Here is a 13,326-nt window from a genome sequence, read left to right on the forward strand (position 1 = left end):
ACTACTCCCACTCGATGGTCCCCGGGGGCTTGGAGGTCACGTCGAGCACTACTCGGTTGACGTCGCGCACCCCGTTGGTGATGCGGTTGGAGATCTTCGAGAGCACGTCGTACGGCAGTCGGGTCCAGTCAGCCGTCATGGCGTCTTCGCTGGAGACAGGGCGCAGCACGATGGGGTGGCCGTACGTGCGGCCGTCGCCCTGCACTCCGACCGAGCGGACGTCGGCGAGCAGCACGACAGGGCACTGCCAGATCTCGTTGTCGAGGCCGGCCTTGGTGAGCTCTTCGCGGGCGATGGCATCGGCCTCGCGCAGGATCTCGAGACGGTCGGCGGTGACCTCGCCGACGATGCGGATGCCGAGGCCGGGGCCGGGGAACGGCTGGCGGCCGACGATCGCCTCTGGCAGGCCGAGGTCGCGCCCGATCTGGCGCACCTCGTCCTTGAAGAGGGTGCGTAGCGGCTCGATCAGCTCGAAGTCGAGGTCTTCGGGAAGACCGCCGACGTTGTGATGCGACTTGATGTTCGCCGTGCCAGTGCCGCCGCCGGACTCGACGACGTCGGGGTAGAGCGTGCCCTGCACGAGGAACTTCACCGGTTCGCCAGAAGCCTTGGCTTCGGCGACGAGATCGAGCTGAACCTTCTCGAAGGCGCGGATGAACTCGCGGCCGATGATCTTGCGCTTCTGCTCGGGGTCACTGACGCCCTTGAGGTGTCCGAGGAACGTGTCGGCGGCATCCACAGTGATCAGGCGCACGCCGGTGGACGCGACGTAGTCCTGCTCGACCTGCTCGCGCTCGCCCTTGCGGAGGAGGCCGTGGTCGACGAAGACCGCGGTGAGCTGGTCGCCGATGGCCTTGTGCACGAGAGCCGTCGAGACGGCGGAGTCGACGCCGCCGGAGAGTGCCGAGATGACACGTGCCGATCCGACCTGCTCGCGGATGCGGGCGACCTGCTCGTCGATGACGTTGCCGCTGTTCCAGTCGGCAGCGAGGCCTGCAGCCTTGTGCAGGAAGTTCTCGAGCACCTGCTGACCGTGGTCGGAGTGTTTGACCTCGGGGTGCCACTGCACGCCGTAGAAGCACTTCTCGTCGCTGCCGAAGGCGGCTACGGGAGTGTCGGTGGTGGAGGCCAGCACCTCGAAGCCTTCCGGGGCGCGGGAGACCTGGTCGCCGTGGCTCATCCAGACGTTCTGGGTGCGGGGCTGTCCGCCGAGCAGCACGCCGCCGTCACCGGTGAGCGCAGCATCCGTCGCGCCGTACTCACGCAGGCCGGTGTTGGCGACCTCGCCGCCGAGGGCGCGCGCCATGACCTGGAAGCCGTAGCAGATGCCGAGCGTGGGGATGCCGAGGGTGAAGATCGCATCGTCGAGCGTCGGCGCGTTCTCTTCGTACACCGACGAAGGCCCACCCGAGAGGACGAGCGCGACCGGATTCTTCTCGGCGATCTCCGCAGCGCTGACGGTGTGCGGAACGATCTCGCTGTAGACGCCGGCCTCACGCACGCGACGCGCGATGAGCTGCGCGTACTGCGCACCGAAGTCGATGACGAGGACCGGGCGCTGGGCGGTGTCTGCGCTCATCGCGCTGCCTCCTGAGTGTGGGTTTCTTCAGTGCTAGAGGTCCCTGAGCCTGTCGCGGTCCCTGAGCCCGTCGAAGGGTCACGGGATGCGAGGTACGCCTTGACCTCGCGGGAGATACGAGCCTCCATGAAGAAGGAGAGCAGCGGAATGACGCCGCCGAGCGCGAGAACGATGAACCGGCTGAACGGCCAGCGCATCAGGCTCCACAGGCGGAAGATCGCGAAGAGGTACAAGACATAGAACCAGCCGTGCGCGACGAGGATCAGCAGCGAGATGTTGGTGCCGTCGCCGACGGAGATCAGCTCGCACCCCATGCCACCGGGCACGAACAGCGAGTACCACTGACATCCGTCTCCGACGATGACGTCGGCGAGCCAGAGGACTCCCCCCGATCCGCCCGCGAACAGCTCGAGGTGGATGGGGCTGTACTTCAGGATCATCTCGGCCAGCAGCAGAAGCAGCATGACACCGGTGATGATCGACGCGATCTGATAGAACTTCAGCGCCCCGCGGATCTTCGGGAAGGAGGCGACTTTCGGCTCTGGCATGGTGTCCAGTCTACCCGGGGCCGGCCGTGCGCCCGGTCGTCCTCGATCACGCCGCCGGCGGGCAGGCGAGAAGCGCCCGCCGTGCACGCGCTCGTAGCGCTGAGCGCATGAACACTATCGAAAGCATCACACTCGAAGTCGCCGACCTCTCAGCCACCGAAGCGTTCTACGCCCAGGCATTCTCGCTCGGAGACCGGCTTCGACTTCGCGAATCGGATGCCGCCGCCTCCGTGTTCCGCGGATACACGCTCTCGCTCATCGTGTCGCAGCCGGCGAACGCGCAATTGCTGCTCGACGACAGCGCTGGCCAGATCGGAGAGGCGTGCGGCCGCAGAGGGCCCGCCGGGATTGATCCCGACGGGCCCTCTGCGTCACTGCTCGATCAGAACCAGCTGGTGAGGAGGTCCCAGAGCCAGTCGAGGATCTGCCCCACGATGCCGCCGCCATGACCGCCGCCCTTGGTGACGGTGACCATGTCAGTGGCCTGGTCGCCGTCGGCCTGTGAGACGCTCACGGTGTAGCGTCCGGCGTCGGTGTTCTTCGGCACGGTGAGCGAGGCCGAGAAGGAGCCGTCATCGCCGACCACGACAGCGCCGAGGTCGATCACCTTCCCCTTCTTCGACTCGAGCGCGACCGTGACGGTCTCGCCAGGGATGAAGTCCACGCCCGAGAGACGAAGCGCCTTGCCTGCCGAGACAGTGTTGCCCGCGACCTCGATGGTTCCAGCGAACTCCTGCTCACCCGCATCCGCGATCGTGAACGGCACCTGCACGCTTGTGCCCTCGGCCGTCGCGACGGTGAGCAGCTGCTCACCGAAGACTCCCTCAGGAACCGTGAACGCGAGGCTGGCGCGTCCTGCCTCGTCGGTCGTGTCGACGACGGCAGGGTCGACAGCACCGGTTGCGAGAACCGTGTCGCCGAGCGACACCGTGACCTCGCCGGGTACCGGGTCTCCGCCACTGAATGCGAGCGAGGAGAGGTCGATCGTGACCTCGTCGCCGGCGCTGTAGCCGTCAGCATCCGCGGCGCTCAGCGTCACGCCGACTGCGCGCTGAGCGAGGTCGGGTGCTGCCGTGCCGTTCGCGTCGAACCAGTCGACCATGGACTGCAGGTCGATCTTTCCGGTGTCTGCCTTGCTCGTGCCCTCTGCGAAGGTGGCGAAGTTGTCTCCACCCGCTGCGAGGAACGAGTTCGCCGCAACAAGGTACGACGCCGCAGGGTCGATCGGCTCGCCGTTCAGCGTGATCGAGGTGATCCGCTCCCCCGCTGCCGCCGTCGGGTCGTAGGTGTACTGCAGACCCTCTGAGAGACCGAGCTTCAGGAACGGACGGCTCGCGCCCTCCGGCTGCCACTGCTCCTCGAGCACGCCCTTGAGCTGCGCGCCGGTGAGGTTCAGAGTGACCAGCGTGTTGGCGAACGGCTGCACCGTCGCCGCCTCGCGGAAGGTCACGTTGCCGTCGGGGTCGCTCTCGCCCGTGGAGGCGTACGTGAGGTTCGCACGGATGCCGCCGGGGTTCATGATCGCGAGATCCGCACCGGTTGCCCACTGCTGAACGTCGGCGACGAAGTTGCCGATGGTCGACTCGCCTCCGCGGTTCTCCGACCCGTCGGTCTGGCGTGCGCGGTTGAAGTCACCGGTGATGTTTCCCACCGGCTCCGCACCGAGCACGTCGGCTTCCTGCTTGGCTGCGTCGACGATGGCCTGCACCGCACCATCAGCGTCGTACAGCGGCGTGATGACGTCCTTGCCGGTGACCGGGTCCTTCTCCGTCTTCGTGAGCGGCTTGATCTCGTTCGTGATTGAGAGCAGCTCCTTCGACTCGGGGTCGACCTGCAGGTTCATCAGACCGAAATTCTCGCCGTACTGACCCGCCGAGACGACCGGGCGGCCGTCGATGACGTGGTTGTACGCGAGGTGCGTGTGTGCCGAGACGATCGCGCTGACGCTGTCATCCACACCGGCGACGATCTCGCCGAGCGCCGATTCCGGGGTGATGCTCGCGACGTCGGTCGACGTCGCACCCTCGTGCACGAGAAGGACCAGCACATCGGCCTCGCCGTTGGCAGCGTCACCGTCGGTGAGTTCATCAGCCACCGTGTTCACCGAATCGACGATGCTGCGCACCTCGAGATCAGCGATGCCCTCGGGCGACACGAGCGAATCCAGCTCTTCCGTCACCGCACCGATGAAGCCGACGCGGACACCGTCCATCTCCTTGACCCACGCGGGCGCCAGAGCGGTCTCACCGGTCTCGGTGAGGAACACGTTCGAGGAGATGTACTCCCAGTCCGCGCGCTGCTGCACCCGGTCGCGCAGGTCCTCCCACCCCTGATCGAACTCGTGGTTGCCGGCGGCGCTCACTTCGAGCCCTGCCGCGTTCAGCGCGTCGATCGTGGGGTTGTCGTCATTGATGAACGATGTGAAGGTGGATGCACCGATCAGGTCACCGGCTGCCGCGAACACGGTGTTCGGGTTCGCCTCGCGCACCGACTTCACGGCGCCGGAGAGCACTGCGGCACCGGCTGCTGCACCATCAGCCTCGATCCGACCGTGGAAGTCGTTGATCGTCACGATGTCGATGTCTACCGGTGGGATCTCGCTCGAGATTCCGACGATGACCGGGTCATGATCGCTGGAGCGGAACGGTGTGCCCGCTTCGGCTGCGCCGAACGCGTAGCCGCGGTCGCTCCATTCAGGCGAGTTGATGCCCCAGACGCCCGTTCCCGTCACGGAACCGGCCAGCGACGGAGAAGCGATCGCGTGGTCGAGCGAACCGAGCTCACCGTCGAACGTGTAGGTGTACTGCCCCGCTGCGTTCGTGGGAACCAGGTCGGTCCAGCCGGCCTGCGCGAAGACGTCGATCGGGTCTTCCTTCGCATAGGCGTTGAAGTCGCCGAGCAGCAGGACGTCTTCGCTGCCGCTGGTCTCGGCGAGCTCGTCGGTGAATTCCAGCAGCGACTGCGCCTGGGCGGTGCGGTCGGCGTTGAAGTGTCCCTGGCCGTCGGCCGGCTCTGCGCCGTCGCCGGACTTCGACTTGAAATGGTTGGCGACGACCGAGACGATCCGGCCATCCATGTCGAAGGTCTGCGCGATGGGCTCGCGTGCATTGCCCCAGACCGACTCGTCGATCTGCGCTGCACTGTCGCCCACCGGCGTGACAGCGTCCTTGCGGTAGATGATGGCGCTGGTGATGACGTCCGTCTCGGTGTCGAGCAGTGCCTCAGGAGTCGGAACGTAGTCCCACACTTCAGCATCCGCGTCGGCGTTGAGGCCGTCGACGAGATCGGCGAGCGCGACATCTGCCGTGCCGTCGCCGAAGTGGATCGAGTTCTCGATCTCCATCAGAGCGACCACGTCGGCGTCGAGCCCGTTGATCGCGGTAACGATCTTCGAACGCTGGACATCGAAGAACCCCTGGTTCTTCGCGCCGCGGGCCAGAGGGTCGTCTTCGCTCATCGTCGTGAAGTAGTTGAAGACGTTGAAAGCGGCGACCTGCACGTCACCGCCGACTTCCGGAGCCGTCTGCGGGCGCGGGTTGTCGGTCGTGAAGGCCGCCTTGTATGTCGCATCGCTCGCGTCATCGATGGGGATGACCGGCTGCAGACGCCAGTCATCGAAGCCGTACTGCAGCACGTAGCCGGCCTCGGCGAAATCGACGACATCGCCGTTTCGAACGACGACGTCTTCGGTGAAGTACGGCTGCTCTCCCGGATGCGCGTTATTGCTGACCTGCACGCTGTAACCGTCGTCGAGCAGCACGCGGTCCGCGCGGTTGGCGGCGACGATCGCGTCAGCCTCCGCACCGGGACGAGTGACCTCTGTGCTCTTGACGTTGAGGTCCCCGGGGTTCAGCCACAGCGTGCCGTAGTTGTAGAGCTGGTGGCTCGAGGCCACCCGGTAGGTGCCAGCGGGCGCGACGAGCATATTCTCGTACGCTTCGCGGTCTGCCCCGACGACTGTTTCGGCGAGTGCCGTCGCGGCAGGCGCTCCGACGCCCGCGGTGACGACCGTGACGTCTGTGACTGCAGACGGTGAGATCTGCGTCTGTCCGTAGTTCTCGCCGGCGACGCCGGTCACCGAGACGAGGTCGCCGATCGCGAGCTCAGGAGCGAGAGCGTTCAGGTAGACGAAAATGCCATCGGATGCTCCGGGCGTGGCGTCTGTGTCTCCTCCGCTGCCTGCGGTCTGGATCGAGATGCCCTGGTAGCCGCCGGTGCGGTAGTCGCCGGTGACGATTCCCTCGACCGTGACTGTCTGCCCGGCAAGGGGTGTGGCGTCGCCTGTGCCCTGCACGTCGGCGATCGACACCGCGACGGGCTCAGTGGGCTCCTCTGGCTCTTCCGGCTCTTCCGGCTCTTCCGGATCCGTCGTCCCGGTTCCCTGCGGTGTGATCGTCGCCGACAGGCTGAAGTCGGCCGAGTTGTCGTCGGTGTCGACGCCATCGGCGCGGTTCAGCGACTTCACGTCCTGATTGTTCGCAGGGGCGGTGGCGAGCGCGGTCTCGAAGGTGTTCGAACCGCCGTAACCGAGCAGGTCGACGACACCGTCGGCGCTGACGATCGAGCCAGGGGTGAGAGCCGCCGCCGAGGTCCCCTGCACGAGCGCGAGGGTCCCTGTCGTGCCGCTGGGCGAGAGGCTGCTGGTCTGGTCAGGGGTCGGCAGCGCCGCACCCGCGGTGCCGTTGCTCCCGCCCTGCACGAGGAAGTATCCGCCAGCGGGGATCGTGCCGGAAAGAGCGATGACGCTGTTGAAGTTCCCGGTTCCCGTCGCGGAGCGATACTGCAGCGACATGCCATCGAGGACGATGTCTGCATCTGTCGGGTTGTAGAGCTCGACGAACTTGTTCGTGAACGCGGCACCGGCGCTTCCGCCGGAGAGATAGGCCTCGTTGATCACGACACCAGTGGCGTCTGCTGCCGCGAAGGCAGGTGAGGCGATGAGCGTTCCAAAGCCCATCGCGCATGCGGTGGTCAGCGCGAGAGCGCCGATGCGCCCCCGTCTGCGTGAAATCGATGATGCAGCGTTGGGTGCTGCACCGTAGGGGGTGGACATCATGCGGTAGTACTCCTCGACGTCGACGTATACACGGCTCCTTGGTCAGGCACCGCGGAGGTGGACGGCCGCTCGCATCAGCGCGAGTGCCCCTTCTACCTCAGAGCGAGTCTATGAACTGGATGAGACATTCTCGAGGGAATTCGAAGATCGCTCACCGGAAGTTCTCCTGCGCGTTGCCGTCAGAGCGCGGAGCCGGTGCGCTCTTCGAACTCTTCGACCTCGAGCTGCCAGCGGTCCTTCGCCAGGCGGTACCAGATGTAGAACGCGAATCCGGCGAAGACCGCCCACTCGATCGCATAGAAGACGTTGAGCCAGTTCACGGGGGAGAGTTCGTGCGGCGCGGGTGAGACGATATCGACCAGCCCGTCGGGAGCCGTCGTCGACGCGAGATACGGCCGGTACATCGCAAGCTGTTCCGTGTCGTGCCACTGGCCGAGCAGCATCGCGGGAGACATCCTGCTCATCCCGAAGGGTTCGTCCGTCGTCGGCAGTGCGGGGCCCTCATCGGAGATGATGCGGCCGGTGACGTCCACCTCGGTGCCTGCCGCGCTCTGCTCAAGGGCAGCCGCCGCAGCATCCGCACTCTCGCGGTCGGGTGCCCACCCGAGTGCGACGGCGATCGACGTGCCCTCGGCAACCCGGAGCTGCCCGGTCACCCAGTAGCCGGCCACGCCTTCATCAGAACCGTCGCCCTCGTTGAATCGCGACGAGACGACGAGGAAGTCGCCGCCGATCCACGTGCCAGCGGCCTCGACCCGCTGGCCGACCAGCGGCTCAGGGAGGTACTCGCCCGGCTGCACCACGGCAGTGAGGGCGCGCACGTCCTCGGTGATGCCCGCGGGCGGCGGATCGGTATCGATGGCGCGGTCGAGCTGCCACTGGCCGAGAAAGGCGAAAACGCCTGCCACGACGAGGCATGCGCACAGCACCGCGATCCAGCGGCCACGCAGCATGACCTCGCGAAGAGTCGGGGGGAACTCCGGGATCGTCACGAGTACTCGACGCAGCTCACGACTCGTACGGAGCGAGCACGACCTCGACGCGCTGGAACTCCTTGAGGTCAGAGTATCCGGTCGTGGCCATCGACTTGCGCAGCGCCCCGATCAGGTTCGCGGTGCCGTCGGCGACCGGAGCCGGGCCGTACAGGATCTCTTCGAGCGTCGCGATGCCGGGCGTCTGCACGCGGCGACCGCGCGGCAGCTGCGGGTGGTGCGCTTCAGGACCCCAGTGGAAACCTCGTCCAGGAGCATCCGTCGCGCGAGCCAGCGCGACGCCGAGCATCACTGCATCCGCACCCATCGCAAGCGCCTTGACGATGTCGCCGGATGTGCCGACTCCTCCGTCAGCGATGACGTGCACGTAGCGTCCGCCCGACTCGTCGAGATAGTCACGACGCGCGGCGGCGACGTCGGAGACGGCCGTCGCCATCGGCGCGTGGATGCCGAGGGTCGCGCGAGTCGTGGATGCCGCTCCCCCGCCGAACCCGACGAGCACGCCCGCCGCGCCCGTGCGCATGAGGTGCAGAGCAGTCGTGTAGGTGGCGGCACCGCCGACGATGACGGGAACGTCGAGGTCGTAGATGAACTTCTTCAGGTTCAAGGGCTCAGCGACGCTGGAGACGTGCTCGGCCGACACCGTGGTGCCGCGGATCACGAACAGATCAACGCCTGCGGCCGCGACGGTGTCGTAGAGCTCCTGGGTGCGCTGCGGGGTGAGGGATCCAGCAACCGTCACACCGGCCTCGCGGATCTCTGCGAGGCGTGAGGTGATGAGTGCGGGCTTGATCGGCTCGGAGTACAGCTGCTGCATCCGGACGGTCGCCTTCGCGTCCGGCAGCGCGGCGATCTCGGCGAGCAGCGGCTCGGGATTCTCGTAGCGCGTCCACAGTCCTTCGAGGTCGAGGACGCCTAGGCCCCCGAGCTTGCCGAGCATGATCGCAGTCTCGGGGCTGACGACCGAGTCCATCGGAGCGCCGATCACCGGAGTGTCGAACGAGAAGGCGTCGATCGCCCATGCTGTCGAGACGTCTTCGGGATTGCGGGTTCGCCGAGACGGCACCACCGCGATGTCGTCGAACGTGTATGCGCGACGCGCGCGCTTGGCCCGACCGATTTCGATGTCCATGCTCACGAGTCAAGCCTACCCGCAGCGGCTCACGAGCACGCCGTACGGGCCGAGCATCGAGTCATCCGCTGCGCTTGCGAGCACGGGTTCGGCCTTCGGCATCCCGCGCGGACGCGAGATCTGCCGATCGGTGAGGTTGACTTCGATGAGCCATTCGTCCTCTCCCTCGCCCCCGGTACGCACCCACGCGAAGCAGTCGCGCGAGCGCGGGGCGAGAAAGCGGATGCCGCCGGCGGCGAGCGCCCGATGCTCGCGGCGCAGCCGGATCAGGTCACGGGTGAAACTCCACACCGAGTCCGGTTCGTCCATCTGCTCGGCCACGGTGAAGCCGATCGAGTTCTCATTGCCTGCCTGCCACGGTGCGCCCGTCGTGAATCCGGAATGAGTCCCCGGCTCCCACCGCATCGGCGTCCTGGCGTGATCGCGCGCACCGGGCAGCACCTGCGCGAACGCCTCGGCATCGCTGTGCCCCGCCGCCCGTAGCTCCGCGTGGCGGTTGCGCGACTCCACGTCGCGGAGCTCGTCCAACCCCGCGAAATCCTGATCGATCGCACCGATCTCCTGCCCCTGGAACAGGAACGGCACCCCGCGCAGCATGAGCTGGATGGTCGCGAGCGCCTTGCCCACCGCGGTGCGCAGCCGCGGGTCGTCGGCTCGCGCTCCCAGCACTTTCGACAGCATCCGCGGATTGTCATGATTGTCGAAGAACAGCGCCGCGTGATCGCCAGGGCCGAGCCGCGTCAGCAGCTGGGTGTAATAGGTCTTCAGGTACCGGAGGTCGTAGGAGTAGTCATCCCAGCGGATGCGCCCCGGCATCTCGAGCACGTCGAAGTTGAACACCAGATCGAGTTCTGCGCGCTCCGGATCGCTCAGCAGACGCCCCATCTCGATCCCGACGCCGGGGGTCTCCCCCACCATCAATCCGTCCAGCGCCCCACCACCGGTGAAGCCCGCGGTACGCAGTTCGTGCAGATACTCGTGCAGTCGCGGGCCGAAGAAGTAGTTCTCGATGCCGAAGAAGCCCATCAGGCGCCCGATCGCCTCGTTTCCGTCCGGGAGGCCGTCGCGCTTGGAGATGTAGTTGATGACGTCCATCCGGAAGCCGTCGATTCCCCGGGCCCGCCACCATCGGACGATGTCTGCGACCTCGGCGCGGACCGCCGGGTTCTCCCAGTTCAGATCCATCTGCTCCGGTGCGAACAGGTGCAGAGCCCAGCGCTCCGCTTCGGGAATCCACCGCCATGCGCTGCCGCTGAAGAACGAGGTCCAGTTATTCGGCGGCGCACCGGACCCGTCTTCCCCCGGCGCCCCGGGTCGCAGGTGGTAGTAGTCGCCGTAGGGCCCGTCGGGGTCGGCGATGGCCGCCTGGAACCATTCGTGCTGCGCGGAGGTGTGATTGACGACGAGGTCCAGGATGATCCGCATGCCTCGGTCGTGGCATCCGGCGATGAGCTCATCGAGGTCGGCGAGAGTGCCCATCTCGGTCATCACGGCGCGATAATCGCGCACGTCGTAGCCCATGTCCTCGTTCGGCGAATCGAAGATCGGCGACAGCCAGACGCAGTCCACGCCGAGATCGTGCAGGTAGTCGAGTCGGTCGATGATCCCTCGGAGGTCTCCGATCCCATCGCCGTCGGAATCCTGGAACGAGCGCGGATACACCTGGTAGAAGACGGCGCTCTCCCACCAGCTCCTTTTCGCCTGTTCATCGGATCCGGTCGCCTGTCCGATGCGCTCCGGATGCTCCGCCAGGATGTGCGCGAACGCATCGGCGACCCCCGGGCCGATGAGGGGCGCGGCGAGCGTGCCGAGCGTGCGGAGGCGGAGGTTGGCGACGAGAGGGTTGGTGACCCAGCGCGGCGAACGCCCCAGCTGCAGCAGGATCTTGTCGACGGCGTCCCGTCCGACCGGATGCGCGTACACGTCTCTGAAGCGGATGCCGGCGTCACGACGCGCCATCGGGTAACTCCTCCGCTTTCTCGCGAAGCCGCAGATCGGCGACGATCTCGGCATACCGCGTCTCGTCCAGCCGGTACCGCCGGGCGAGCACCAGCCAGCTCACGACGACCAGAACCAGCGGAACCGCCAGCATCGCGATCTTGAACGCCAGCGCACCGGCGTCGGTGACGTCGGCAGCGCTTCCGGCCTCATTGATGCCGGAGACGATGAGGGTGATGCCCACGGCACCGGATGCCAGTGCACTGGATGCCTTGTAGATAAAGGGCTGCAGCGAGAAGGTGATCGACTCGTTGCGACGACCGAGTTTCCACTGTCCGTACTCAACCGAGTCGGCGATGAACATCATCATCAGCAGCTGGATGAACGCTTGACCGGCGAACAGCAGGAGACCTGCGATCCCGATGAGCAGCATCGAGGTGCCTGCGAGCAAGAACACCGCGTACCCGACTGCGCATGACGCGGTCGCCAGCAGGTGCACGCGGCGGCGACCCAGACGCGCCGAGGCGAGAGGGAACAGCAGCAGCCCGCCGATCTGGCTGACGCCGAGGATCGCGGCGAACATCGGATACATTCCCACATCGCCGTAGATATAGGTGAAGTAGTACAGACCGAGGCTCGCGGTGATCGTGTACCCGGTCATGAACAGCACCATCGCGAGAGTCACCCAGAGGAGCTGGTCGTTGCGGCCGATCACCGCGAAGAGCTCGCGCAACGGGGTGTGCACCCGCTCGCCAGCGACCTGCTCTTTCGTGGTCACGAGGGTGATGGTCTGGAAGACCAGCATGAATACCGCCACGACGACGGCCAGCGTGAGCCAGGCCGACTGCGCCGAGCCGAGCATGCTCTCCAGCGCAGACGTCACCGGAACGATGGCGATGACGACGCCGAAGATCCCGATGTTCGCGCACACCCGGGCGATGACTCCGATCCGCTCGCGCTCGACCTGATTGCGCGACAGCGACGGGAGCATCCCGTAGTACGAGATGTCATTGACCGTGTAGGCGACCTCCCACACCAGGTAGACCACGATGAACACGACGACGAACCACGGGCCGTCGACCCCCCAGTCGGAGAACATCACCACTGTCGCGCCAGCCCACGCCAGTGCACCGCCCGCGATCCACGGTTTGAATTTTCCCCAGCGGCTACGCGTGTTGTCGACGACCAGGCCCATCACCGGATCGTTGATCGCATCGAAGAGCCGCATCACCACCAGCACAACCGTGATCGCGGCGAGGACAGCGTTCGAGATCTGGACGACCTCGGTGAGATACACGATGAGGAACATCGTGACCATGGTGGCTGCCATGTCCCGGCCGAGCGTGCCCAATCCGAACCTCCACGCGTTGCGCCGGGAGGGGCCGGTGCGTGGGGGCAGGACGACGTCGGCTGCGCTGCCGACGGCCACAGGTTCCGTCATCGCGCCAGCTTAGTGGCGCCCTGCCGCCGTCGCGGTGGCGCCCTGGCACCTCAGGCGAGGACGCTCGAAACCGGCACCGGGTTCGCGAAGACATCGAGGACCGGGCAGTGCTCGTCGACGACCCGTCGAAGGTTCGCGTACTCCTCGGCGGTGTTCGGCCCGGCGATATCGATCTTCAGTCGTACATCGTGGAATCCGGCGCGTCCCGACCCGTCGATTCCGAACAGCCTGCGCGCGTCGAGGTCGCCCTCCGCGATGATCTCGATCTCATCGATCGTGAGGCCCAGCGACTGCGCGTACAGGCGGTAGACGACGACCTGGCACGAGACGAGGGCTCCGAGCGCATACTCGACCGGGCTCGGAGCTGCGTCGTCTCCGGCGAGAGCTCCGGGCTCATCCACGAGGAAACGGTGTCTGCCGGCCTGCACCTCTGTGGCCACCGATCCCACACCGCGCCCGCTGACCCGGTAGGTGAGCGCGGCGTTGCCCACATCGCGCGCGATGCGCTGGGTCCATGCCGTACCCGCGTCGGTCAGGCGCTCGTTCCGCTCAGCGGGCGTGACGGATGCGACGGTCTCTGCCTGTTCCTGAAAAAGAGTCATGACGCGACCGTAGCCACAGCATCCGCTCGCTCGCGGCG

9 protein-coding genes are annotated in these 13,326 nt (G+C 66.4%); 1 reads left to right on the forward strand and 8 read right to left on the reverse strand.

The features are described from left to right. Position 1: 1 nt before the first annotated feature. On the reverse strand, positions 2-1,579 hold the full coding sequence (guaA, locus tag ACTU6U_RS01395) for a glutamine-hydrolyzing GMP synthase (protein WP_443467372.1): 1,578 nt from the start codon (positions 1,577-1,579) through the stop codon (positions 2-4). Next, positions 1,576-2,127, reverse strand: a complete 552-nt coding sequence (locus ACTU6U_RS01400) for a DUF3817 domain-containing protein (protein WP_443467373.1) — start codon at positions 2,125-2,127, stop codon at positions 1,576-1,578. Before ACTU6U_RS01400 ends, guaA begins: the two co-directional genes overlap by 4 nt. 107 nt (positions 2,128-2,234) lie before the next feature. Here ACTU6U_RS01400 and ACTU6U_RS01405 point away from each other — a divergent pair, with 107 nt between their 5' ends. Continuing rightward, entirely contained in the window at positions 2,235-2,576 is a 342-nt protein-coding gene (locus ACTU6U_RS01405) for a hypothetical protein (protein WP_443467374.1), read from the forward strand. Here the strand turns inward: ACTU6U_RS01405 and ACTU6U_RS01410 are convergent. The 6 genes from ACTU6U_RS01410 to ACTU6U_RS01435 form a co-directional block, all read right to left on the reverse strand. Further along, positions 2,510-7,183: an ExeM/NucH family extracellular endonuclease gene (locus tag ACTU6U_RS01410; RefSeq protein WP_443467375.1), complete on the reverse strand. Its 4,674-nt coding sequence runs from the start codon at positions 7,181-7,183 to the stop codon at positions 2,510-2,512. The two genes, ACTU6U_RS01405 and ACTU6U_RS01410, sit on opposite strands and share 67 nt — an antisense overlap. Positions 7,184-7,362: 179 nt before the next feature. Next, positions 7,363-8,136 carry an SURF1 family protein gene (locus ACTU6U_RS01415; protein ID WP_443467898.1) on the reverse strand — a complete coding sequence of 258 codons (774 nt, stop codon included), beginning with the start codon at positions 8,134-8,136 and terminating at the stop codon, positions 7,363-7,365. 55 nt (positions 8,137-8,191) lie between these two features. Further along, positions 8,192-9,307: a GuaB3 family IMP dehydrogenase-related protein gene (locus ACTU6U_RS01420; protein ID WP_443467899.1), complete on the reverse strand. Its 1,116-nt coding sequence runs from the start codon at positions 9,305-9,307 to the stop codon at positions 8,192-8,194. Positions 9,308-9,322: 15 nt separating this feature from the next. Beyond that, positions 9,323-11,266, reverse strand: a complete 1,944-nt coding sequence (locus tag ACTU6U_RS01425; RefSeq protein WP_443467376.1) for an alpha-glucosidase — start codon at positions 11,264-11,266, stop codon at positions 9,323-9,325. Beyond that, a complete protein-coding gene (locus tag ACTU6U_RS01430; RefSeq protein ID WP_443467377.1) occupies positions 11,253-12,686 on the reverse strand; it encodes a glycoside-pentoside-hexuronide (GPH):cation symporter in 1,434 nt (477 codons plus the stop codon). Before ACTU6U_RS01430 ends, ACTU6U_RS01425 begins: the two co-directional genes overlap by 14 nt. Before the next feature lie 50 nt (positions 12,687-12,736). Next, positions 12,737-13,288 (reverse strand): OsmC family protein, encoded by a 552-nt coding sequence (locus tag ACTU6U_RS01435; protein WP_443467378.1) that lies wholly within the window; start codon positions 13,286-13,288, stop codon positions 12,737-12,739. Positions 13,289-13,326 lie beyond the last annotated feature (38 nt).

The organism is Microbacterium zouquanmingi (assembly GCF_052266695.1).
Classification (GTDB): domain Bacteria; phylum Actinomycetota; class Actinomycetes; order Actinomycetales; family Microbacteriaceae; genus Microbacterium.